This window comes from Gemmatimonadaceae bacterium, assembly GCA_020852815.1.
GTDB lineage: Bacteria > Gemmatimonadota > Gemmatimonadetes > Gemmatimonadales > Gemmatimonadaceae > SCN-70-22.
Map to the genome: position 1 here is coordinate 13093 of JADZAN010000014.1, position 24878 is coordinate 37970.

Here is a 24878-nt window from a genome sequence, read left to right on the forward strand (position 1 = left end):
GCGCTAGAGCCCCATGCGCTTCTTGAGCTCGGCCAGGCGCGCCTCTGCATCGGCGGCATTGTTCGCCCGGCGACGCTCGCGGTCGAGCGCTCCCAGTTCCTGCGCCAACCCCGCCCCGCGATCGTCGAGCCCGAGTTCCGCATCGCTCGGCGGCGCCGTTCCCGCCCCCCCCGCGCGCAACCCCGATCCCACACCCGCATTCGCCGCCTTGAACTGCGCCTTCATCTCCTCCACCTCGCGCTCCACCAGCACCAGCTCGCCTTCCTCCGCCTCGAGCTTCTTCTGCAGCAGCGCGACGCGCTCCATGTGCAGCGCTTCGTACTTGGCCGCGAGCGCGACCGTCTCCGCGTCGTTGATCCCCTCGGCCAGCGCCTTGCGACGGACCGCCGTCTCCAGCTCGCGCTGTTCTACCGTGAGGCGCTTTCGCGTCGCCTCCGCGCCCTGCCGCAGGTCGTCCACCGCCATGCGGGCCCGCACCAGCGAGTCGCGCATGCTCCCCAGCAGGTCGCGCCGGTCCTCCGGCGCCACGTTGCCGTTCAACAAATCATGGAATGCCTGCCGAATGTCCTCGAACACGACGCCTCGGGGGTGGAGAGTACGGCGGTTGCCGGAACGTTATCCCGTCGCGCCCGGCAAGGGCAACCGCGCACGGCATGACCCGAAGTTCCGCGACCCGTTCCGCCCCCGCAGGCGCCCTCCACTCCGCTGTCGGCGGGGCCAAGGACCGGGGCGGCGCGTTGCCTTCCCGCCCGTCCCATCGCCACCTTTCGGAGGCATGCCACTCCGAATACTCCACGTCGACAGCGGGCGCGAATGGCGCGGTGGCCAGCGACAGGTCCTGCTGCTGACGCGCGGCCAGCGCGACCAGGGACACGAGCCGCTGGTCGTCGCCGCGGCCGACGCCCCGTTGCTGCATCGCCTGCGTAGTGCGGGGCTCGCCGCCAGCGCGCTGCGCATGCGCGCCGACTGGGATCTCGTCGCCGCTCGCCGGCTGCATGCCCTCGTCGCGACATGGCGCCCCCACATCGTGCATGCGCACGACGCGCGCGCCCACGCCCTCGCGCTCGGGGCGCTCATCGGCAAGCGCGACATCCCGCTCGTCGTCACGCGACGCGTCGCCTTCACGCCCCGGGGGCGCCTCAAGTACGGCCCGCGCGTCGCCCGTTTCATCGCCATCTCGCACGCCGTGCGCGACGCACTGGTGCGCGGCGGCGTCCCCGTGGACCACATCGACGTGGTCTATTCGGGCGTCCCCACACCGCGCATCGAGGCACCGCGCGATTGGCGCGTCGAGCGCGGATGGGCCCCCGACACCATCCTCTGCGGCGTGGTCGGCGCGATGACCGCGGAAAAGGGGGTGCGCCTCCTTGCCGGGATCGGCGATCAACTCGCCCCCGCACTCCGCTCCCGCATTCGCCTCGTCCTCCTGGGGGGCAAGGCAACCGGGACCGAGTCGCTTGGCGGGATCGAGGCCTATCGCGCGGGCTTCGTGGATGAGGTGCATCGCGCCATGGCCGGGCTCGACCTCCTCTGGCACCCCTCCAGCGCCGAGGGGCTCGGCACCGCGGTGATCGATGCCATGGCGCTCGGCGTCCCGCCCATAGCCTTCTCCGTCGGCGGCCTCCCCGAGCTCATCGTCGACGGCACCACTGGGCTCCTCGTCCCGCCTGGCGATGTGGGAGCCTTTGCCCAGGCGGCGTCGCGCGCGCTGCAGGACACGGCGCTGCGCCGAGCCATGCACGTGGCCGGTCCTGAGCGCGCCCGCCAGTTCAGCGTCGAACGCATGGTTGCCGGCACTGGGGAGAGCTACGTGCGAGTGCTGTCCGGCACGGGGCACTGAGCGCGACGCCGCCAGCGCATGCGGACGTGCCTGCTGGCCCCTGCGTTGTTCGTGCGTCGTCTGTTGGGGTGCTGTGCGGATGCATGCGCTTTCGTCGTGAACGTGCCGGGCGAGCACGCCGTGGTGAATGCGCCGTGATGCATGCGCTCTCAGGCACGCGCGGTGATGAAAGCGCCGAGCTGAGCGCCCCGACGCGCGAACGCGACCTGCGACGCGGTGTACAATCGACGCTGTCCCCCGCCTAGCTTTCGGCGGACCTCTCACCACGCGCACCCGTGCTCTACATCTGCATCCCGGCCCACGACGAGGCCCAGACCATCGGCGTCCTGCTCTGGAAGATCCGCAAGGTCTTCCAGGAGTACTCGCGCGAGTACGAGATCCTGGTCTACAACGATGCCAGCACCGACGCGACGGCTGAGACGCTCGAGTCATATCGCAAGGTTCTCCCGCTCACCGTCCTTGGCAGCGAGCAGCGGGTGGGGTACGCGGGAGCGCTGACCGCGCTCTGTCGTGACGCGACGCAGCGCACCAGGTACGCTCGGCGCGACGCGGTCATCACGCTGCAGGGCGACTTCACCGACCAGCCGGAACACATCCCGGAGCTCATCAAGCGTTTCGAGGGTGGCGCCGATGTGGTGGTGGGCGAATCGTCCGATGCGACGCTCGGCCCCAAGGCGGTGCGTCGCCTGCGGCGCTTTGCGCCGTGGACGCTGCGCTGGTCGGTGAAGACCCCCGGGGTGAAGGACCCGTTCGGGTCGTTGCGGCTGTACCGCGTCTCCGTGCTGCGCGACGCCCTGCGCGCCGCCGGTGAGGCGCCGCTCATTGCGGCTGACGGATGGGCCGCGAATGTCGACCTCCTCCTCAACACCCTCCCGCACGCGCGCCGTGTCGAGACGGTGACGATGGAGCCGCGCTACGACCTGCGCCCGCGCGACACGCGCGTGAAGCCGCTGGCCGACGCCATGAAGCTGTATCGCTTTGGTCGCATCGCGCGCCGCCGCCCCGCACGCGCCAGCGCCGCCCGCGATGGGCGCGAATTGCGCGACGCGCGAGAGCCGCGCGACGCGCGTGAGCCGCGCGACGCGCGTGAGCCGCGCGACGCGCGTGAGTCCCGCGCGCACGCTGCTCCCACTCCCCCGACCACCTGATGTCGTGGGCCCTGGCGCGAGGCGTCCTCACGGTGGGCGCACTCCTCGCCCTTGCCCAATCGGGCGGGGTCGCGGCGCAGTCGTCGGGGACGCTCGACTCGGTGGCGCCTCCCGCGTCCCCCTACGCCCCGGTCCCCTTCGCTGTCGGTGAACGACTCGTCTACGACGTGAAGTTCGGCGCCATCAAGGTGGGACAGGGGAGCATGGAGGTGCTCGACACCGTCACGCTGCGCGGTCGTCCCGCCTGGCACACGCGCTTTCGCGTGCGCGGCGGCATCCCCTTCTATCGCGTCGACGACGTGCTGGAGAGCTGGATCGATCGCACCGCCTTCAGTTCGCTCCGCTTCGTGCAGGACTTCGACGAAGGGGGGCGCGAGCGCGAGCGTCGCTACGAGATCTTCCCCGAGCGCGCGATGTTCCAGGAGAACGACAAGCCGGAGGAACCCTCGGTGGGGAACCCGCTCGACGACGGCTCGTTCCTCTACTTCATCCGCACTATCCCGCTCGAGGTGGGGAAGACGTACGAGTTCCACCGCTACTTTCGCCCCGACCGCAACCCGGTGGTGGTGAAGGTCGTGGGGCGCGAGCGCATCTCGGTGCCCGCGGGGAGCTACGAGACGATCGTCATCCAACCGATCATCAAGTCGAAGGGGATCTTCTCCGAGAACGGGCAGGCGCGCATCTGGCTCTCCGACGACGCCAACCGCATCATGGTGCAGATGAAGTCGCGCACCAAGATCGGCTCCCTCAACCTGTACCTCCAATCGCACCGTCCGTCCCCCCTCCAGCCCCCGACCGCCCCGGCGAGCGCGCCTCGTTAGGCGACGCCCCGAGCGCGCCGGTCGCGGAAGCCGACCTCTCGCAGGTCCGCACCGTCCCGGTCGCCCGCCGCCCCAACAAGGTCAATTCGAGCGAGTTCTCGCGCCCGCCGGGCGATGACCGCTCGTTCCGCGCCTTCCTCGGCGCCCTCCCCGACATCCTCGTCGCTCGCGACTTCAAGCGCGTCGTGCACGCCCTCGTGCATGCGGCACGAGAGCGCCGCGCCGTGATCGTGATGCTCGGCGGTCACGTCGTGAAGACCGGGCTCACCCCCGTCCTGGTCGACCTCATGCGGCGCGGCGTCATCACGCATCTCGCCATGAACGGTTCGGCCGCCATCCACGACTACGAGATGGCGCGCTTCGGTGCCACCTCCGAGGACGTGGCCGCCGGGCTCCGCGACGGGACGTTCGGGATGGCCGAGGAGACCGGGCGCGCGCTGAATGAGGCCTTTGTCGAGGGACAGCGGGAGGGATGGGGGATGGGTGAGGCCGTCGCGCGCGCGTTGCACGCGACGGCCTCCCTCGCGCACCCGGAACTCTCGGTGCTCCACAACGCCCGCACCCTTGGCGTCACCGCCACGGTGCACGCCGCGTTAGGCGCGGAGATCATCCACCAGCACCCGGCGGCCAACGGCGCCGCCATCGGCGACACCAGCCACCGCGACTTTCGCCGGCTCGCCGCGGCCATCCCCGCGCTGCACGACGGCGGCGTCGTCCTCAACCTGGGGAGCGCGGTGATCATGCCCGAGGTCTTCCTCAAGGCGCTCACCGTCGCGCGCAACCTGCACGCGGGGCGCCCGACCGACTTCACGACGTGCGACCTCGACATGCACCGCCACTACCGCCCGCGGATGAACGTCGTCCAGCGCCCGGTGCTCGCCGGCGGTGAGGGCTTCGAGATCACCGGGCATCACGAGATCATGGTACCGCTCCTGGCATGGGCGGTGGCGGAGGAAATGCGGACGGGCGACGGGGGACGGGGGACGGGCGTGGCGGCGCGCTGACGCGCGCCGCCGGCTCAGCGCTCGCTTCCGGAATCGCGAACGGCGCCTCGCGGCGCCGTTCGCACTCCCGTCTCCCGTCTACCGTCTCCCGTCTGCCCTACTGCGTCGCCGTCGGCTTGGGACGCGTCGAGCGGTTTCCCAGCACCACCCCCGCCTCGTACATCAACGCGCCGATGCGCGCCATCTTTGGATAGTTGATCAGCGCCGCCTCGTCCGTCACCTGGTGGTACTGCGGGTGCAGCCCGGTGGTGAAGAAGACGATCGGGATCCCCTTGCGGGCGTAGTTGAAGTGGTCGCTGCGGTAGTAGATGCGCTCCGGGTGCGTCGTCGTGTCCCACTCGCGGTTGAAGGTGAAGGGGCGCGCCTGCGCCGCGTTCACCGAGTCGATCACCGCACCCAGCACCGAACTCTGCCCGTTCGGTGCCGCCCCGGGCCCAACGATGTACAGCGAGTCGTCGCCATTGCGCCCCACCATGTCGGCGTTGAGCTGGGCGACGATCGAGTCGAGCGGGACGGTGGGGTTGGTCGTGAAGACGTCGGAGCCGAACAGCCCTTTCTCCTCGCCCACGTGCCACACGAAGAGCACGGAACGCTTCGGCTTGGGCCCCTGCGCGAAGGCGCGCGCCACCGACAGCTGCAACATGCTGCCGGAACCATCGTCATCGGCGCCGTTGGCGATGGAGTCGCCGTTCACCGCTGGCTGGATCCCGATGTGATCATAGTGCGCGCCGTAGGCGACGTACGTGTTCCGCAAGGCCGGGTCGGTCCCGCGCACGATCCCTACGACGTTGTAGCCGTTGAACGGCTGCGTGGTCTGCTTCACCGACGCCACCAGGCGCGTCCCTGCCGGCACCGTCGACTGCTCTGCCGACGGCCAGGCGGCGGGCACGAGCGGCGAGCCGGAGGCCAGGCGCGCCACTGCGACCATGGGCAAGGGGCGCGCCGCCCCTGCCGGCGAGGCGCCGCGCGCCAGCTCCACCGGGCTCCCCGAGAACTGCCCCGCCGCCATCTGGAAGATCGAATCGGGAAGAAGCAGGACAATCGCCGCCGGGCCGCGACCAATGGCCGCTCCCAGCCGGCCAAAGAGCGCATCCGCGCCCTGCATCGATTTGCGCCTGGCGGAGTCGACCCCCGCTGGCACGGCCCCCGCAATCACTACCACCTTTCCCTTCACGTCGAGCCCCTTGTAGTCGTCACGCCCCAACCCGGCATCGATGATCCCGTAGGACGCAAAGACGACATCCGCATCCACCGACAGCTTGGGGAGCGGGGCGCCCGGGCCAAGGGACGTCAGGAGCAGGAAGTCGTTGCCCAGGCGCAGCGCGCGCCGGCCACCCGGCGTGACGACGACGATCGAGTCGGCGGCCAGGGTCGACCTGCGCATCGGAACGCGCTGGAAGTAGCCGCTGTCGCCCGCCGGCTCCACGCCCAGCGCCGTCAGGCGCCGCGCAATCCATGCCGCGGCCCGATCGGCATCCGGCGTCCCCGTCTCGCGCCCGCGAAACGAGTCCGCCGAGAAGGCGAAGAGGTCCGCGCGCAATTCGTTCACGTTAGGTTCGAGGCTCGCCGGCGCCGGCGCCGCCACCACCCTGGGCGACGGCGAACACCCCGCCAGCAGCAATCCACCCATCACCGCCACCACCCCAACCGCGCCCCGCCCCGTACGCATCCGTCCCATCCGTCGCATCCTACGCATTCGCCCTCGATCGTTGATGGTGTCCGTCCCCCGCCGCACCGCCCCTCCCACGCCCCCCCGTGCCCCTCCCGCCCCCCCTCCCCCCCCGACAGCGCAACGGGCCGATCCCCAGGACCGGCCCGCAGTTTCTCGGGAATACCCCCACCCCAACCCTCCACCCCCACCTTCGCTGGGGCAGGCTTCTCGTCCCCAGCCTTCGCTGGGGCAGGCTTCTCGTCTTCCCGTCCTCTCGTCTTCTCCCCCTAAACCGACGCCGCCCCCGACCACCGCTCCCGCAGCCGGCGCGCCGTGTCGGGCGAGACCACGCGAATGACGAGGTAGATGATTCCGCCGAAGATGGCGATCTTCACCGCCAGCGCGAGCAGGCCAAGCAGAAGCCCGAAGAACACGCCGAATACGCCAAAGAACAGCTTGAGCAGGAACAGCCCGCCAATGGCGAACAGCCCGATCATGAGAATGGTGCGAAGCATGGTTCCGGACTCCAATTCTAGGACTGCACACTGTACGCGACCGCCGCGGTCACGGTTTCACGGCGCGTGGACCCACTCCTCCATCACAACGGAGCTCCGACGTCGCTCCAATCTCGCGAGCCTCGCCGCATGACGTCCAGTGATTTCCTCGACGTCGTCGTGATTGGCGACGGCCTCGTGGGGCTCGCCAGCGCCCGGGCCTGTGCGGCTCGCGGGCTCTCCACCGCCCTCGTGGGAAAGCGCCGCCCAGGCCTGGGCTCGGCCGCCGCCGCCGGTTTCCTCGCCCCCACGATCGAACCCGCTCGCGGCGCCGCGCTCGCCTTCACCCTCGCCGCCCGCGAGCACTACGCCGGCTACCTGAACGAATTGCAGCAGCTCACGGGACACTTCGTCCCCTTCGCCCTCGACGGCATCCTGCGCCTCCCGGCCACGGAGCGCGATGCCGAAGCCTGGGCCGGCGCCGCCGATCCCTTCTCGACCTGGCTATCGCCCAGCGAGGTGTCGGTGCTCGAACCCGCGCTGCACGCCCCGCTCGGCGCCCGCTTTCACGACGGCGACGGGATGGTCGACAACCAGCGCCTCCTCCACTCGCTCGGCGAGGCGGTCGCGTTAGGCGGGGTGCAGCTCGTTGTCGGCGACGCCCGCCGCATCGAAGTCATCGGCGATCTCGTCGCCATCGAGGTCGCCGGAGGGCCGCGCCTCCGCACGCGCCGCGTCGTCATCGCCAACGGCCCGTGGGCGCCCCTCCTCGACGGAACGCCGCGCGCGATCCCCGTTCGCCCCCTTCGCGGCCAGATGATGGCGCTTGCCGGAACGCCGGTGTCACGCCCTGTATTCGGCGCAGGCGGTTACGTCGTCCCGCGCGCCGCCGACCGACAGGTCTTCGTGGGAAGCACCTCCGAGGCGGTCGGCTACGAGCTTGGGACGACCGATGCCGCGCTGACGGGCTTCCGCGAGTCGGCCGGACGACTCGTCCCCGCCCTGGCCCGCGCCGACGAGGTCCGCATCTGGTCCGGGCTGCGCCCCATGACACTGGATGGGCTCCCCATCGTAGGCCCCGACCCCGACCATTCGTGCGTCATCTACGCCTGCGGACACTCCCGCAACGGGATCCTGCTGGCACCGCTCACCGGTGAGGTGGTGGCGGCCCTGGCCTCGGGCTCTCCCGTCGACTTTGACCTCACCCCGTTCTCCATCGCACGCTTTCCCGCGGGAACGGGCACAATCGCATAACCGCTCAGCGTGCGAATAACGGTTATGGCATCTTTGCCGCCTCGTCGCACGACGGGTAGATTGCCGCACCGATTTGGAGAGCGGCGGCCCCCTCGTTCCGGGGTCCTCCCTGCTCACACCGCTCCATCCAGCCGCGAATGTCGGATACGCTGCACCAGATCATGGGTCGCCACCGCGCGGAACCGCTCCCCGAGCGGAAACCGTCGTGGCTCAAGGTGAAGGCTCCCGGCGGCGAGAACTACGTCCGCCTCAAGGGGCTCATGAAGGAGCTCAACCTCCACACCGTGTGCGAGGAAGCGCACTGCCCCAACGTCGGCGAATGCTGGCAGCACGGGACAGCCACCTTCATGATCCTGGGCGACGTCTGCACCCGTAACTGCGGATACTGCGCGGTTGCCCACGGTCGCCCCCCGAAGTACGACCTCGACGAACCGAACCGCGTGGGCGCCGCGATTGCCGAGATGCGCCTGCAGCACGCCGTCATCACGTCGGTCGACCGCGACGACCTTCCCGACTACGGCGCCTACATCTTTGCCGAGACCATCCGGCAAATCCACCAGCGCCTTCCGGGGTGCTCGGTGGAGGTACTGGTCCCCGACTTCCAGGGGAATGAGGACTCGATCCGCGCCGTCCTCGACGCGGGGCCGGACATCTACAATCACAACACGGAGACCGTCCCGCGCCTGTACAAGCGCGCCCGCCCCGGCGGCCGCTACGAGCGCGTGATGAACATCTTCCGCTACGCCAAGCAGGTTGCCCCGCACATCCCCACCAAGACGGGAATGATGGTGGGCCTTGGCGAGACGATGGAGGAACTGGTCGTCGTGATGCGCGACCTGCGGGCGGTCGACGTCGACATTCTCACGCTCGGCCAGTACCTCCGCCCTTCTGACGGACACCTCCCGCTCGACCGATACTACTCGCCGGAGGAGTTCCGGGAGCTGCGCACCATCGGCATGGAACTCGGCTTCCGGCACGTCGAGGCCGCCCCGCTCGTGCGTTCCAGCTACCACGCCTGGGAGCAGGTACAAGCCGCGGCTGCGGCGGGGAAATGAGAACATGAAAATCGGGGTCAGAGTCACCGAACCAAATTCTCGGGGACTCTGACCCCAAATCGCTCAGAACGCGGGTACGTCGTCCACCGGGACGCGGTTGCCGCTAGGGCTTCCGCGAGCATCCCAGCAGCTCACATCCGAGCGCGCCAGAGCGTGCGCCACGGTGACCGGGTGCCAGCCTCGGCATCCGACTCCTTGACCATGGCGAAGAAGAAAACCGAGACCAAGACCGCCGACGCCTCCGTCGGCCAGACCGACGCGCCAACGCGCGCCGCCCTGCTCCACTCCATGCTCCTGCAGCGCCGCTTCGAGGAGCGCTGCGCCGAGGCCTACGCGTTAGGCAAGATCGGCGGTTTCTGCCACCTCTACATCGGGCAGGAAGCGTGCGGCACCGGCGCCATCTCGGTGCTGCGCCCCGACGACTACGTCATCACGACCTACCGCGACCATGGGCAGGCGCTCGCCCGCGGCATCACCCCACGCGCCGTCATGGCCGAGCTGTTTGGCCGCAGCGACGGCTGCGCGCGCGGCAAGGGCGGCTCGATGCACCTCTTCGACCGCAACACGAACTTCCTGGGCGGTCACGGCATCGTGGGCGGTCACGTCCCCGTGGCAACCGGCGTCGGCTTCGCGATCAAGTATCGCGGCACCGACCAGGTCATCCTCTGCTTCATGGGCGAGTCGGTGGTGAACACCGGGGCCTTCCATGAGGCGCTGAACATGGCGGGGCTGTGGAAGCTCCCGGTGGTCTACATCATCGAGAACAACCGCTACGGGATGGGGACCGCGCTCGAGCGCGCCTCGGCCATCCACGACATCTACCAGCGCGGTGCCGCGTACGACATGCCGCGCGCGCAGGTCGATGGGCAGGATGTGCTCGCCGTCCGTGCCGCGGTCGCCGAGGCGGTGCACCGCGCCCGCACCGAGTCGCTCCCGACGCTCCTCGAGGTGCGCACGTACCGCTTCATGGGACACTCCATGTCCGACGCGGTGAGCGGGACGTACCGGTCCAAGCAGGAGCTGGAAGAGTACATGAAGCGCGACCCGATCCACGTGCTGCGCGCGCACATGGAAGCGTTAGGCGAGATGGACGACGCGGGGATGGAGACACTCGACGCCGAGGTGAAGGCGATTGTCCAGGACAGCTGGGACTTCGCCGACGCCAGCCCCGAGCCGGCGCTGGAGAGCCTGTGGGAGGACGTGCTGGTGGAGACGACGACATGAGCGGATTCGATCGCGCGCTCCCGCGCGCCGTGCCCTCCCCCGTCTTCTCGTCTTCCCGTCTTCACGTCCTCTAGAGGATTCATGCCGATCATCACATACCGCGACGCCTTGAACCAGGCGCTCCGCGAAGAGATGCAGCGCGACGATCGCGTCTTCCTCATGGGTGAGGAAGTGGCGGTCTACCAGGGCGCCTACAAGGTGTCCAAAGGATTGTTGCAGGAGTTCGGCGAGATGCGCGTCGTCGACACGCCCATCACCGAGCTGGGCTTCGCCGGCGTCGGCGTGGGCGCGGCGATGGCGGGGCTGCGCCCGGTCATCGAGTTCATGACCTGGAACTTCGCCCTCCTCGCCCTCGACCAGGTGGTGAACGCCGCCGCCAAGATGCTCTACATGTCGGGGGGCCAGTACCCGATGCCGATGGTCTTCCGCGGCCCCAACGGCGCCGCGTTGCAGCTGTCGGCGCAACACTCCCAGGCTTGGGAATCGTGGCTCGCCCACATCCCGGGACTCAAGGTCGTCACCCCGGGCACCCCCTACGACGCCAAGGGACTCCTCAAGGCCGCCATCCGCGACGACAACCCGGTGGTCGTCCTCGAAGGGGAAATGCTCTACAACACCAAGGGCGAAGTCCCCGAGGACGACTACATCGTCCCCATCGGGAAAGCCGAGGTGAAGCGCGAGGGCGACCACTGCACCGTCGTCACGCACGGCAAGTCGGTCCTCGTGGCGCTGCAGACCGCCGACGCCCTCGCCAAGGAAGGGATCCGCGTCGAGGTCGTCGACCTGCGCACCGTGCGCCCCATGGACGTGGAGACGATCGCCGCATCGGTCCGCAAGACCAACCGCGCCGTGGTCCTCGAGGAAGGGTGGGAAGTCTGCGGCGTCGGGGCCCAGGTGGTGGACTACATCCAGCGCCACTGCTTCGACGACCTGGACGCGCCAATCATCCGCGTGCACCAGGAAGACGTCCCCATGCCCTACGCAAAGAGCCTCGAGCGCGCGGCCAAGCCCGATGTCGCCAAGACGGCCGCCGCCATCAAGCAGGTGATGTATGTGGGGGCTTGAGTCGCACCCGCGCCGCCCCGTCTCTCCCCAGCCGTCGCTGGGCCAGGCTTCCCCGTCTCCCGTCTAGCTCATATGGCAACCAAGGTCTTCATGGAGGCGCTCTCCCCAACGATGGAGGAAGGGCGCCTGGTCAAGTGGCTCCGGAACGAAGGCGACGCCGTCAAGAACGGTGAGACGCTCGCCGAGGTCGAGACGGACAAGGCGATCATGGAACTCGTCGCCCGCGGCGACGGGATCCTGCGCAAGCGCCTCATCGCCGAAGGGGCCACCACGCCCGTCGGCGCGCTGATCGGCATCATTGCAGCTGCCGACGAGAACATCGACGCCCTGCTCGGCGGCGCCCCCGCCGCGCCGGCGAGCACCGCCGCCGTTCCGGCGGCGCCCCCGGCAGCTGCACCGCCGGCCGCCGCGCCAGCCGCTCCGCCAGCCGCTCCGCCAGCTGCACCTTCCGCGGCAGCGTCGCCATCGCCGGCCCCGGCTCCGGCAGCGCCCAGCGCCGCCACTCCCATCCCCGCCGACGACGCCCGCCAGCGCTCCTCCCCCCTCGCCCGCCGCCTCGCCGCCGACCGCGGCATCGCGTTAGGCGCGGTCCACGGCTCCGGCCCCGGCGGCCGCATCATCAAGCGCGACGTCGAGGCCGCGGCAACCGGCACGGCAACCGGCGCGCCCAGTGGCGCGTCGGCGGCGCCGTCCGCCGCTGCCGCCCCCCGCTCCCCGTCGCTCGTCCCGACCGGCGACGCGTTCCGCGACGTCGCGTTGACGCAGATCCGCAAGACGATCGCCCGCCGACTCGCCGAGTCCATCGGCCCGGTGCCGACGTTCTACCTCACCGCCGAGTTCGACATGGAACGCGTCGCCGAGATGCGCGGCGCGATGGCGGAGCTGGGCGATGGCTACAAGGTCTCCTTCAACGACATCGTCCTCAAGGCGGTCGCCACGGCGCTGGCACAACATCCGGAATGCAACGCCCACTGGCTCGGCGACTCCATCCGCTACTGGAATCGCGTCCACATCGGGATGGCCGTCGCCATCGACGACGGACTCATCACCCCGGTGATCTTCGACGCCCACACCAAGGGGCTGGCGCAGATCGCCGCCGAGTCGCGCGACCTCGCCAAGCGCGCCCGCGAACGAAAGCTCAAGCCCGATGAATACAGCGGCTCGACCTTCTCCGTCTCCAACCTCGGGATGTTCGGGATCGACCAGTTCACCGCGATCATCAATCCCCCCGAAGCGGGGATCGTCGCCATCGGCGGGATCGAGTCGAAGCCGGTGGTCGTGGGCGGCGAGATCCAGGTGCGCCGACGCATGCGCGTGACGATGAGCTGCGACCACCGCGTCATCGACGGTGCCTCCGGCGCCAAGTTCCTCCAGACGCTGCGGCGCCTGATCGAGAACCCGCTCCTTCTGGTGTACTGATCCGGAGTGTTCCCCCGTGATCGGTGAGTCCGGCGCGCGCTTCGCCCCGCACATGCGCCGCCACCCGCCGGCGCATGTGCGGCCATGCCTAACTGTGAGCTGGCTCACATTCGTCAGCGGTATAATGGATGAGCACGTTGCACGACGGCACGCGCATGCGTCCTTGAGGGAGACGTTTCCCCCAAGGACGCATGCGCTTTTCGACCGCCCATCCCGTGGCGCCCCCGACGTGCGGAACGCCCTCCGCCGCGCCAACGGCGCCCGTGAGTCCCGACGCACTCCGCCACACCGCACACGTCGCCCGGCGCACGCGCCTGGCTCGTTCGCTTGCAGCTGCCGCCCTCACGCTCGGCGCCCTCGCGGCGACGGCGTGCGGGACGAGTGAAGGGGGAAACGCCACCGGATCGAACGGCCCCGACACGCCGAAGACCGGCGCGCTCACCGTCACCGTCGCCGGCGTTCCCGCCGGCTCGAGCGCGGCCATTCAGCTCACCGGCAGCGCGGGCTACGCGCGCACCATCAGCGCCACCGAGACCGTGAGCGCCCTCGCCCCCGGCGCCTATGAGCTGTCCGCCAGCGACGTCACGGCTGGTGCCGACCGTTACGGCGCCACCCCGCGCACGCAAGGCGTGACGATCACTGCCGGCGCGAGCGCCTCGGCCACCGTGGGATACGGAATCCTCACCGGGTCGTTGGCGATCACCGCCAGCGGACTCCCCACGGGGAGCACGACGAATGTGCAGGTGACGGGGCCCGACAGCTTCGCGCGAACTGTCACGGCCGGGACGACGCTGGGTGGCCTCGCCCCCGGCGCGTATCGCGTCACCGCCGCGTCGGTCACCGTCGAGAGCCACACCTACACGCCGCAAGCAGCCACGCTGGATGTTGCCGTGGCAGCGTCCACGACGCCGGTCCCCGTCGCGGTCGCGTACCAGATCGCCTCGGGGGCGCTGATCGTCGGGGTAACCGGGCTCCCCGGCGGCGCCACCGCGCAGGCCGTGGTCACCGGCCCAGGCGGCTTCCAGAAGACCGTCGCCTCCGGCGAGCTCCTCTCGAATCTCGTTCCGGGACCGTATCTCATCACCGCCGCGCCCGTGACGGTGGGTATCGACGGCTATCGCGTGTCCGCCCCGGTCTCGGTGGCGATCGTCGCCTCCACGACCCCCGTGAGCGTTCCCGTCGCCTACGCGCTCGCCACCGGCCGACTGGCCCTCGCGGTTGGCGGGCTCCCTGCCGGCGCTGCGGCAGCGGTCACCGTCACCGGCCCGGGCGGCTTTTCCACGGGCATCACGGCCACCGACACGCTCGTCGCCCTTGCACCTGGCGACTACACCATCGCCGCCACGCCGGTGGCCACCGCCACGCTCACCTACGGCCCCACGCCGGCCACGCAGGTCATCGCCGTCACCGCGGGGACCACGCCGGTTGCCGGATCGGTCGACTACGCCGTCACGACGGGGAGCCTGCTCGTTACCATCACCGGGTTGCCGCAAGCCCTGGCCGCGAGCGTCACCGTCACCGGACCCGCCAACTACTCGCAGCAGGTCGCCAACACCTCGACGCTCAGCAACCTCGCCCCCGGCACCTACACACTCACGGCAGCCAACGCCACCACCGGGTCGCACACCTACGCGCCGTCGCCTGCCTCTCGCAGCGTCACCGTCGTGGCTGGGCCGTCACCTGCAACAGCGGTCTTTGCCTACGCGCTCTCCACCGGGGGGATCCAGTTCGCCGTCAACGGCCTGGCGGGCAATGTCCCGGCCGACATCACGATCACCGGGCCGGGCGGCTACTCGCGGAACGTCACCGCGTCGCAGTTGCTCCTCGGCCTCACCGCGGGGATGTACACCATCACCGCGCGCAATGTCGCCAGCGGCGCCAACGCCTGGGCCCCCAACCCGGCATCACAGAACGTCGCGGTCCCGGCGTCCACCTTCACCGTCGATGCGGCGGTCACCTACGTGACCGCGATCGGGGCGCTCACCGTCACGGTGAACGGCCTCCCGGGCGGCGTGAACGCCGCCGTCACCGTCACGGGCGCCGGCGGCTACTCGCGCGCCGTGACGGCCACCACGACGATCACCGGCCTCGCCCAGGGGATCTACACCGTCAAGGCGAGCAGCGTGAGCAACGCCGGCACCACCTACACGCCCACTCCCGCCACGGGGAACGTTTCCGTCGGCGGCGGCGTGACGTCGACGGCAACGGTGTCGTACTCCGCATCGGCCCCGCCGCCACCGTCGTCGCTCAACCTGGTCATCGATGGGATGCACGTGCAGCAAGTCGTGCAGACCTACGGCGGCACGGTGCCACTCGTCGCCGGGCGCGACGGACTGCTGCGCGTCTTCGTGAAGGCCAACATGGCCAACACCGCCACACCCACGGTGCGCGTCCGCCTCTACAGCGGCGCAACGCTCGCCAGCACCGTGAGTATTCCCGCGCCGGGCACTTCCGTTCCGCAGACCATCACCGAGGGGACGCTGGCCTCGTCGTGGAACACCACGATCCCCGCCGCCCTCATGCAGAACGGGCTCAAGATCCTGGCCGACGTCGACCCGACCAACACCGTCACCGAGTCGTCCGACAGCGACAACAGCTATCCCGTCTCGGGAACCGCCGGCTCGATGGACGTGCGCAATGTCAGCACGCTCAGCGTGCGCCTGGTCCCCGTGCTGCAGAGCGCCAACGGCTTGCAGGGGAATGTCACGGCGGGCAATGCGACCCAGTTCACCGCCGACATCCTCAAGCTGTACCCGCTCACCCAGGTCGACGCCGAGGTGCGCGCACCCTACACAACGGCAGCGCCCGCGCTCCAGAGCGGCGATAACAACGGGGCCTGGCTCCAGATCCTGAGCGAGGTGAATGCACTCCGCACGGCCGACGCGAGTTCGCGCTACTACTACGGCGTCGTGAAGACGAGCTACGGGAGCGGCATCGCCGGCCTCGGCTACGTGCCTGGACGTGCGGCGATCGGGTGGGACCACCTGCCGTCAGGCGCAAACGTGATGGCGCACGAAGTGGGGCACAACCTCGGGCGCTTCCACGCGCCAGGGTGCGGCGCGGGAGGGCCGGATCCCTCATATCCCAAGGCGACCGGGAGGCTCGAAGGCTACGGCTACAACATCGCCACCAATGCGCTCAAGGACACGGCCGTCACCTACGATCTGATGAGCTACTGCAGTCCGGTATGGATCAGCGCCTACACATACTCGGCGATACTCTCCTATCGCGCCGCAAACCCATTCGTCGCCGCCGCGTCGGCAGTCGCGGGCTCGTACTCGCAGCGCGGGCTCCTGGTCTGGGGACGCATCCAGAACGGGCAGGTGATCCTCGAACCGACGTACGAGGTCGATGCGCCACCCTCGCTCCCGACCAAGGGCGGACGCAATCGCCTGCAGGGCTTCGGGCCGCTGGGCCAGCCCCTCTTCGACTTCACCTTTGATGGCGATCAGGTCGCCGATCACCCCGCGGGGAGCGCCGAACACTTCGCCTTCATCGTCCCGATGGGGATGATGGGGGGAACGTCGCCGACACGCGTGCGCGCCAGCGCCGGCGCACGGCAGGCCGAGTATCTCTCGATCGCGTCCACCCCCGCGTCGGCGGCGGCGCCCGTGGTGCAACGCCTCAACTCGCGAGCCGTCCGCCTGCGGTGGAACGGCGCCGAGGCGAGAGGCGTGCTGGTGCGCCACCCGCGCACCGGGGAGATCCTCGCCTTCGCGCGCGGCGGCGACGCCGTGGTGTACACGGCGGAAGGGTCGCTCGACCTCACGCTTTCCGATGGGGTGCGCAGCGCCCGTCAGCGCGTGACTGTCGGGGCGCCCGGGGCGACGCCGCAACGCTAGGCGGCGCCCTGCGCAGCCCCGCGGCAATGGCGTAGATTAGGGGTCGTCTCGCGCGCGGTTGCCGGAACGCCGGTGCGCGCCCTCACGCCAACACCGACTCGTCATGGCCTCGTACGACGTCATCTTCCTCGGCGGCGGCCCCGCCGGATATGTCGGCGCCATCCGCTGCGCCCAACTCGGACTCTCCACCGCCGTCGTCGAGCGCGAAGGGCTCGGCGGTACCTGCGTGCTCTGGGGATGCATCCCGGCCAAGGCGCTGCTGGAGAGCGCATCGCTCGCCAACAAGGTGCGGCATGCCGACGACTTCGGGGTGAAGATCGGCGGGGAGATCGGGTTCGACTACAACGTGGCGATGAAGCGTTCGCGCGGCGTGTCGAACCAGAACTCGAAGGGGGTCGAGTTCCTCTTCAAGAAGAACAAGGTCACCTGGATCAAGGGGACGGGAAAGATCGTGAAGGCGAGCGCCGGCGCCGCCGCCACGCTCAGCGTGAAGGGTGCCGACGGCAAGGAAGAGAAGCACGACGCGAAGAAGGCGCTGGTCGTCGCGACCGGCTCGCGCGTGCGCGGCCTTCCGCAGATCGGGCTCGAACTCAACAAGTCGACCGTCATCTCCTCCGACGAGGCACTGACGCTGGAGCGCGCGCCGAAGTCGATCGCCATCGTCGGCGCCGGCGCCATTGGCTGCGAGTTTGCCGACGTCTTCAACGCCTTCGGCAGCGACGTGCACCTCCTCGAGGCGCTCCCCGCGATCCTCCCCCTCGAGGACGCCGACTGCAGCGCCGAGCTGCAGCGCGCCTTCAAGAAGCGGAAGATCAACGTCACCACCGGCGCGAAGATCTCCAACGTGAAGGTCGGAAAGTCGAGCGTGTCGTTGTCGGTCGAGGCTAGCGGTGCAAAGCAGGACCTCACCGTCGACCAGGTGCTGGTTGCCGCCGGGCGCGCACCGAATGTGGAGGACATCGGGCTCAAGGAACTCGGTGTGCAGCTGACGGATCGCGGCTTCATCAAGGTCGACACCACGACCTACCAGACGTCGGTGAAGGGGATCTACGCCATCGGCGACGTGATCGGCGCCCCGATGCTCGCCCACAAGGGATCGCGCGAGGGGCACATCCTGGCCGAGCTCCTCGCCGGGCAGCACGCGCACGCGCTCAATTACGGCAACATCCCCAACGCCACCTACTGCCATCCGGAAGTCGCCTCCATCGGACTCACGGAGCAGCAGTGCAAGGACAAGAAGCTCGAGTACAAGGTCGGCAAGTTCCCCTTCTCTGCGAACGGGCGCGCGCGCACGTCCGGCGAGACCGAGGGCTTCGTGAAGATCATCCGCGACGCCAAGTACGGGGAGATCCTCGGCGCGCACATCGTCGGCGCGCATGCCACGGAGATGATCCACGAGCTGGCTGTGGCCCGGGAGAACGAGTTCACCGTCGAGGAGATCGACCTGGCCATCCACGCCCACCCAACGCTGTCGGAGGCGGTGGCCGAGGCCGCGCTCGATTCGTTAGGCAAGATGATACATGCGTAGTGGGACGGGCGACGGGAACGCTCGCCTCAGCGAAAGCAGGGGGGAGACGGGAGAGGGGCGCGCGGAGCGCGCCCCTCTTTCGTTTCCGGAAGCGACGGGCACCACCGCCACCCCCACCCCCACCCCCGCCCCGCCCCCCCGCGAGCCGCAACGCGGCGAGCACTCCCGTCTCCCGTCTCCCGTCCCCCGTCCGCTTTTCCTCGTCGACGCCGGCCACCTGCCCTACGGTCAGGCGCTCGAGCTGCAGCGCGCCGTTGCCCGCGCACGCATCAGCGGCGCGCTGACCAACGACGTCCTCCTCTTCGTGGAGCACCCGAGCGTCATCACGCTCGGGCGCTCGTCGAAGGATGGCCACCTCGTGGCCTCGGATGCGCTGCTGGCCGCGCGCGGTGTGGAGCGATTCGAGGTGGACCGCGGCGGCGACGTCACCTACCACGGACCGGGACAGCTCGTCGGTTATCCCATCCTCGACCTCAAGGAGCACCGGCAGGACCTGCATTGGTACCTGCGGCAGCTCGAGGAGGCGCTCATCGTGGCGCTGCGCACCTTTGGGATCGAGGGGGCGCGGAGCACCGGCTACACCGGCGTATGGGTGGGCGACCGGAAGATCGCGTCGATCGGCGTACACGCACGCGACTGGGTCACCTGGCACGGCTTTGCCCTCAACGTCACCACCGACCTGTCGTACTTCGACCTCATCGTCCCCTGCGGGATCCCCAACGTGGTCATGACCTCGGTGGAGCGCGAACAGGCTGCCGGCACGGGAGCGGTTGGCCCGGCGCCAGGCGCAGCGCCAGGCGCGCTGCTGCCGCGCGTTGCGGACGCTGTCGCCACCAGCATGGGGACGGTCTTCTCGCGCGCGGTCATCCGCCACCCGCTCGAGTCGCTTCTGGGGTCGCTGCAAGCGCTGGAACGCTCCGCGTGAGCGGTGAGGCCCGCGGTGCGCCGTACCCTGTGGAATAGCTGAGGAATGAACTTCGGCGAGGGGTGGGGTATGTGGTTCAGCTCGTGTAGATTTCGCGACCGGCCCAGGCAGCACGCCGATCATAGACCCGCCGCACTCCCTCGACCATCCATGCGCGTTCACCCATCGCGCCGCGTCGCCACCTTCGCGACTGCCGCGCTCCTCGCCCTCCTTGCCTCCGCCTGCACCGATAGCCGCGTGCGGGAGCTTACCCTCGGCATCAGCAAGGACTCCGTCTTCAAGATCATCGGACAGGGAGCCCCCGCTGGCGACTCGCTCCCCAACGTCTACAAGCGCGTCCAGTACTTCGTGGACAGCAAGTTCTTCGACATCTTCCTCTTCGACCCGCAGAACCGAAAGGTCTGGGAGGAGCCAAACGTCCTCGACAAGGAGCTGACGCCAATCGTCGTCATCCAGGACAAGCTCGAGGGAACGGGCTGGGGGTACGCGGATGAACTCGCGGGGAAGTACAAGTTCCAGATCCGCTCCACGAAGGCGGCGACCAAGTAGTCGGTAGTGCGCGGCGCGACCGGCTCCCGGTCGCGCTCGTGGCACCACCAGTCACGCACCACCAGTCACGCACCACCAGTCACGCGCCTCCAACAGCGCGACACCTACCACCCGCCAGCCGCCACGCCCCCCGACTACGGCGTGTAGCCGAGCCGTAGCCAGCGAAGCTCCCACGGCTCTCCCTCGGTGGGGCGATGCACCAGGAGCGAATCGCCGGCGAACAGGAGCACATGCGTGCGCCCGGGAAGGGCGAATCGATGCGACGGACGGCCGCCGTGCTCCGCCACGATGTAGTTCACGCTGTCCTGCGTTGGCGTCGCGTATCCCGCCAGCAGCAAACGCCCCTTCGGCTCGATGACTATCCCCCCGAGCACGGGATGACGCTTCCCCGTGCGCGCCTGCATCGAGTCGAGGTCACCCGGCTTGAGCGATCCAGCCGGTGACAGGCGCGAGATCTCGTCGCGACGATTGGTGATGTCCTGCTCGCTCACCGCCACGCCGGCTCGGTCGCTGGTCAGCGTCCACTCCACCTTGCCATCGAACGTGCGCCGCTGCACGAGGAAGGAGTCGGCCGGTGTCCAGACGATGCTGTGGTCCGCATCGATCGCGTAGCGCGGCATGGCCGGGAAGAGCGGCGTCGCATCCAGGGCATCACGCCCCTTCAGGCGAAGCCAGGGGAGCGGGAGGTCCAGCACCTTTGTCCCCCCAAGCTCCGTCTGGGAACGAAGGATCCGAACCCTGAGATGCGCCACGCCACTGTCGCCGTCGGCGCCAATGGACTGCAGCACCGGCGTCGAGCCGGCAAAGCCTGGCGCGGCGTTCTCTTCCGGGCGGGGGATGTTGTCCTCGCGGTCGAACGTCTGGTCTTCGTTGTAGCGCACCAGCTTCGTGCGCTGCATGTCGACAACGGCGATGCGCCCCTCGAGCATGCCGACGGCGGTGGCGTAGACGTACTGCCCAACCCTGTCGCCAAAGCTCCCCACCACCCTCCCCGTGGGGCTCTCCTTGTCCAGCAGCAAGACCGGATGCCCGGGCTCCCACACCACCACTCGGCTGGGCGTGAGCCAGTTGGCGACGGCGCTGCGCAGCGGGCAGGAATCATTCCCCATCGCCGTGCAGACCACCGGCCCTTCGGAGACGTGCGCCAGCGGTAGCGCGCCAAGCACGGAGTCGCTGACGAAGCGCGCAGGTCCATCGTTGCCCCCACCAGACTCGCGGCAAGCCGCCAGCCACAGGGCGGCAGAAACGGAAAGAAGTGCGTGCGCCGCGGCGCGACGCGCGCGTGCGCGCGGGCGGGCGGAGGCTATGGATGCGAGCCTGTGGTTCATGGAGACCTCGTGGTACGAAGGACGGCGCGACGAACGCGCGATGACCTGCACGCGCCGGCGCGGTCGGAATGCTGATGCATCGGTCGGCTAGGGTCAAGCGCTGCCGGTGACTCGTTAGGGCGCGCGATGGACCGACCGGTGGGAAAACCAAACGGCCCCGCTTTCGCGGGGCCGTTGGTGTTCCTGTTCAACCAATCCCGTCAGCTCTTGCGAGCTTACGGCATCACCTGCACCTGCGTGACGATCGCATCGCCATTCGACAGAACGCCGACCGCGATGAAGGTATCGCCCGTGGCGGCAGCCGTCTGGATGGCCGTCGTGTTCCAGGCGTTGACGAACGAGGCGTTCGGCAGCGCGTAGATCCACGAGCGGTACGTGCCCTGGTCGCTGCCGATAGCCGAGCTGCTGCTGCCGACATAGTTCCACCAGGTGCCGCCCGCGTCGAGACGGTAGAAGTCAACGCGCGTGAACGGCGGGTTCGGTGCATTGGTCGGCGAGGCAACCTGCGCGCGAAGCGGGGTTGTCGAGCCGAACCAATCGGTCGTCGCCAGCGACGGGATCAGGCGGAAATGGTTCACCGCGATCGTCGGGTTGGCAACGTTCCAAGCCTGGACGCCCGCGCCATTCTGGACGTTCAGCGCCGGGATCGGGATGACCGGCGAGGTCGACGGAGCCGGGAAGCCGACGCCGTTGCCCTTGGTGCTACCGACGTTCCACGACCAGACGGTCGCCGAAGTCGGCTTGGCCGTGCCAGCCGCGTAGGCCTGGACGTTGACCGCCGGGAAGACCGACGCATCCGTCGACTCGATGCCGCGAGCGTACACGGCGCCGTGCGTCGGCGAGATGGTCACAGCCAGCGGCGACGAGATGACGTCGTCGAAGGCGGTGCCAACGGACCCACGCGCATAGCGGAGGGCCGTAACCGTCGGAACGGCCGGGTAGGTCAGTTCGAGCGACTGGGCGATGACTTCGGCCGAGTCGGCGTGCGTCGCATTGAAGACGAACGTCGAGCCGGTGAGCGTCGCCGGGACGCCGAGGCCCGTCGAGAACGGCGAGGCAGCGTTCACAAGCGTGCGGCGGAAGATCGTCGACGAAGTGTTACCGGCGGCGTCCATGACCCACGTCTTGTAGCCGTAGTAGCCTTCCGGCTGCGGAACGTCGACGCGCTGACCAGCCTTCCAACCGTCGACACGGACACCCGCGACCGCCAGCGTGATGCGCGTGAAGCCGCACTGCGGGTCGGTGACGAAGGTGGCGCCAGGCGTGGAGCCTGCCGAAGCGACCGAGCAGAGACCGGTCGGGTTCAGGTGACCAGCGGTCGAGAGGTGGTGCGACTGCGCCGCGACGTTGTTGACCGCGTCGTAGTCACCGGCGTTGTAGAAGCCGGCGCGATCGTCGAGGTACTCAGCGCGGAACTCGTTGGTGCCGGCAACCGGCTTCACCGTGTAGACGGTGTCGACCGGATCCGTCGCCGTGCCGCCGTAAGCGACCGGGAGACCGGCGCCCACGATGCCCCAGCGGATGTTCGGGTTGGTGTAGTCCGTGCCGAACGTCTGCGTGGCCGACGAGACGCCACGGTTGTCGAGGCGATCCGACTCCGAGCCCTTCACGGTCCACGGAGCGGTGCCACCGAGGCCAGGCGTGCCGCCGATGAAGTTCGTCGGGCAGGCAACGGCCCCGTTGATGTCGGCGCCCGTGCCGGTCGCCATCGCGACGTCAGTCGCGGTCACGCCCGAGCAGTTCACCGAGGTGTACGAGGTCGCACGGTCGCGGGTGGCGCGGAGGCCAACGCCGTTATCGGCCGAGGCGAAGTTGATGAAGCTGAACGCACCGTTCACCCAGCCCGTCACCGCCGGCAGCGTACGCGTGATCGACGGCGTGTTGACCGACGGCGCGCGGTAGTCGAGGCGGAGCGAGTCCGGCGTCGCGTTGAAGACCACCGTGTTGGCGATCAGCGGCGTCGTGGCGAACGTGTTGTTCGTGTTGTCCTGCGCGGAGGCGACCACGACGTTGTCGCGGGTGCCGCCGTTGTTCTCGTACGAGGTGCAGGCTTCCTGCGCGCCGTTGGCCGTGTAGCCGAACGAGCGCGTGCGGCCCTGCTGCGTGCGACCACCGTTCGACGCCGCGAGGACGCCGGTCGTGTCGAGCGAGCAGCCGCCCAGGGTCCAGATCGCGTTCGAGACGCTACGGCCCGGGGTGTAGATGACCGGGTACACCGTGGCCGACGCGTTGGCGGTCGGGCCACCCCAGTACGTGATGTTCGCAGCCGAAACCGCGTTCACCGACGGCTTCGTGATGTCGGCCGACCACCCGTCGACGTTGTTCAGGACGATCGCGACCGGCGAGGCGCAGGTCGGGTCCGACGGGTTGTTCGTGCAGTTGGCCGCCGTCGAGCCCGTGGCACCCTTCGGGTACACCTGGGCCGACACCGTGCTCGGGCCATTGAGGAGGTCAACCGTCACCGACGGAGCGGCGGCGTCCTTCACGAAGTTCGCGGTGTTGACCGAGAGCGTGAGGATGCCGGCGGCCGGGATGGCGCCACCGAAGTTCTGCTTCGCAACACGACGGAGGCCGTCGGGCTGGTTCATGCGAACGACGACCGAGTCAATCGGCAGGCCGCTCGGCTGGAAGTTCAGGTTGATTTCGATCTGGCCGTTCACGTTGTTGACCGGCACCGGGGTGTTCGTGGCGCCGTACGTGATCGAGTTGATCGAGACCTGCGGGGTGAGGACGTTGACCGCGACCGTCGCCTGGAGCGAGTTGGTCGACAGGCCGGCGCCCGAGCCCGTGGCGGTGATCGTCACGACGCAAGCACCCGAAGCGACGGCGGTGATCGTCGTCGCGCCCGAGGTGGCGTTGGTCGAGGCGGTGGCGATGCCGGGGCAGCCCGAGGCGGCCGTGGCAGCGTTGTTCGAGTAGGCAACCGTGGCGCCCGACGCCGTCGTCACCGTCGTGGTGACCGTCTGCGCGGAGCCCGGGCCGAGGGTGATGACCGTCGGGGTGACCGTCAGCGTGTTGAGGGCCGCCGGCTGCGCCGAGACCGTCACGGCAAGCGCGCCCGACTTCGTCGCGTCAGCCGTCGAGGTCGCGGTGATGACCGCCGTACCCACGGCAACCGCCGTGATCTTGCCCGTGGCGTCGACCGTCGCAATGGCTTCGGCGCTCGACTTCCACGTCACCGTCGAGGCGGCGCCCGCGTCACGGTTGACCGTGGCGACAGCCGTCGCGGACTCACCAACCTTCAGCGCGAGCGCGGTCGGCTGGACCGTCACGCTCGTCACCTGCGGGGCGCGAACCGTCACGGCCGCGGCACCACGCTTGGTGTTGTCAGCCGTCGACGTCGCAACGATCGTCGTCGTGCCAGCCGCAACGCCCGTCACTTCGCCCGCCGCACTGACCGTCGCAATCGTCGACGAGTTCGTCGACCACGTGACCGTCGTCGCCGGCGCGCCGGTGCCCTGGCTGACCGTGACCGAAGCCGACAGGATGACCTTCTCGCCAACGGCGATGGTCACCTGGGCCGGCGTCACGTTCACGCCCGTCACAATCGCCGGCAGCGGCTCCTGCGGCGGCGTGACCGATACGTCGTCTCCGCAAGCGGCGAGTCCGAGGACCGCGCCGACCGCAAATAACGACCGAGTGAATTTCTGCATTCCTTTTCCCCCTTCTGCAGAGTGAGTTGTGTCCTGCTCGGACTGGTCCTGCTACTGCCTTCCTGCACTTACCGCCTT

At 69.2% G+C, this 24878-nt stretch carries 19 protein-coding genes; 13 read left to right on the forward strand and 6 right to left on the reverse strand.

The features are described 5' to 3' along the window. Positions 1–3: 3 nt before the first annotated feature. Positions 4–576: a hypothetical protein gene (locus tag IT359_07530; protein MCC6928825.1), complete on the reverse strand. Its 573-nt coding sequence runs from the start codon at positions 574–576 to the stop codon at positions 4–6. 199 nt (positions 577–775) lie between these two features. On the opposite strand from IT359_07530, the gene IT359_07535 reads away from it, so the two are divergent. From IT359_07535 to IT359_07545, 3 genes are all read left to right on the forward strand, one after another. Beyond that, complete coding sequence (locus IT359_07535; GenBank protein ID MCC6928826.1) at positions 776–1840, forward strand: glycosyltransferase family 4 protein; 1065 nt, start codon at positions 776–778, stop codon at positions 1838–1840. Positions 1841–2115: 275 nt separating this feature from the next. Further along, positions 2116–2988, forward strand: coding sequence for a glycosyltransferase family 2 protein (locus IT359_07540; GenBank protein ID MCC6928827.1), 873 nt, complete (start codon positions 2116–2118; stop codon positions 2986–2988). Further along, positions 2988–3809 carry a DUF3108 domain-containing protein gene (locus tag IT359_07545; protein ID MCC6928828.1) on the forward strand — a complete coding sequence of 274 codons (822 nt, stop codon included), beginning with the start codon at positions 2988–2990 and terminating at the stop codon, positions 3807–3809. Before IT359_07540 ends, IT359_07545 begins: the two co-directional genes overlap by 1 nt. Here the strand turns inward: IT359_07545 and IT359_07550 are convergent. Beyond that, a complete protein-coding gene (locus IT359_07550; protein MCC6928829.1) occupies positions 3806–4057 on the reverse strand; it encodes a hypothetical protein in 252 nt (83 codons plus the stop codon). The genes IT359_07545 and IT359_07550 overlap by 4 nt on opposite strands. Here IT359_07550 and IT359_07555 point away from each other — a divergent pair. Further along, the gene (locus IT359_07555) at positions 4034–4813 is read left to right on the forward strand and encodes a hypothetical protein (protein MCC6928830.1); all 780 of its coding nucleotides are present in this window, start codon (positions 4034–4036) and stop codon (positions 4811–4813) included. The two genes, IT359_07550 and IT359_07555, sit on opposite strands and share 24 nt — an antisense overlap. Before the next feature lie 97 nt (positions 4814–4910). Here IT359_07555 and IT359_07560 read toward each other — a convergent pair whose 3' ends face one another. Next, positions 4911–6491: a M28 family peptidase gene (locus IT359_07560; GenBank protein ID MCC6928831.1), complete on the reverse strand. Its 1581-nt coding sequence runs from the start codon at positions 6489–6491 to the stop codon at positions 4911–4913. A 260-nt stretch (positions 6492–6751) separates the two neighbouring features. Next, positions 6752–6979 carry a hypothetical protein gene (locus IT359_07565; protein MCC6928832.1) on the reverse strand — a complete coding sequence of 76 codons (228 nt, stop codon included), beginning with the start codon at positions 6977–6979 and terminating at the stop codon, positions 6752–6754. Positions 6980–7108: 129 nt separating this feature from the next. Between IT359_07565 and IT359_07570 the strand changes: the two genes are divergently transcribed. The 9 genes from IT359_07570 (at position 7109) to IT359_07610 (ending at position 19819) form a co-directional block, all read left to right on the forward strand. Beyond that, positions 7109–8212, forward strand: coding sequence for an FAD-dependent oxidoreductase (locus IT359_07570; protein ID MCC6928833.1), 1104 nt, complete (start codon positions 7109–7111; stop codon positions 8210–8212). 137 nt (positions 8213–8349) lie between these two features. Further along, positions 8350–9267: a lipoyl synthase gene (lipA, locus tag IT359_07575; protein ID MCC6928834.1), complete on the forward strand. Its 918-nt coding sequence runs from the start codon at positions 8350–8352 to the stop codon at positions 9265–9267. Positions 9268–9468: 201 nt separating this feature from the next. Next, positions 9469–10491 (forward strand): pyruvate dehydrogenase (acetyl-transferring) E1 component subunit alpha, encoded by a 1023-nt coding sequence (gene pdhA / locus IT359_07580; protein MCC6928835.1) that lies wholly within the window; start codon positions 9469–9471, stop codon positions 10489–10491. Positions 10492–10572: 81 nt separating this feature from the next. Beyond that, the gene (locus tag IT359_07585; GenBank protein MCC6928836.1) at positions 10573–11556 is read left to right on the forward strand and encodes a pyruvate dehydrogenase complex E1 component subunit beta; all 984 of its coding nucleotides are present in this window, start codon (positions 10573–10575) and stop codon (positions 11554–11556) included. A gap of 72 nt (positions 11557–11628) precedes the next feature. Next, a complete protein-coding gene (locus tag IT359_07590) occupies positions 11629–12975 on the forward strand; it encodes a 2-oxo acid dehydrogenase subunit E2 (GenBank protein ID MCC6928837.1) in 1347 nt (448 codons plus the stop codon). 263 nt (positions 12976–13238) lie between these two features. Continuing rightward, the gene (locus tag IT359_07595) at positions 13239–16817 is read left to right on the forward strand and encodes a hypothetical protein (GenBank protein ID MCC6928838.1); all 3579 of its coding nucleotides are present in this window, start codon (positions 13239–13241) and stop codon (positions 16815–16817) included. Positions 16818–16920: 103 nt separating this feature from the next. Next, positions 16921–18345: a dihydrolipoyl dehydrogenase gene (gene lpdA / locus IT359_07600; protein MCC6928839.1), complete on the forward strand. Its 1425-nt coding sequence runs from the start codon at positions 16921–16923 to the stop codon at positions 18343–18345. Then, positions 18338–19270, forward strand: coding sequence for a lipoyl(octanoyl) transferase LipB (lipB, locus tag IT359_07605; GenBank protein ID MCC6928840.1), 933 nt, complete (start codon positions 18338–18340; stop codon positions 19268–19270). The genes lpdA and lipB overlap by 8 nt, the downstream gene beginning before the upstream one ends. Before the next feature lie 150 nt (positions 19271–19420). Then, the gene (locus IT359_07610; protein ID MCC6928841.1) at positions 19421–19819 is read left to right on the forward strand and encodes a hypothetical protein; all 399 of its coding nucleotides are present in this window, start codon (positions 19421–19423) and stop codon (positions 19817–19819) included. 134 nt (positions 19820–19953) lie between these two features. Here IT359_07610 and IT359_07615 read toward each other — a convergent pair whose 3' ends face one another. Then, a complete protein-coding gene (locus tag IT359_07615) occupies positions 19954–20985 on the reverse strand; it encodes a hypothetical protein (protein ID MCC6928842.1) in 1032 nt (343 codons plus the stop codon). A 377-nt stretch (positions 20986–21362) separates the two neighbouring features. Further along, positions 21363–24800, reverse strand: a complete 3438-nt coding sequence (locus IT359_07620; GenBank protein MCC6928843.1) for an Ig domain-containing protein — start codon at positions 24798–24800, stop codon at positions 21363–21365. Positions 24801–24878: the final 78 nt, after the last annotated feature.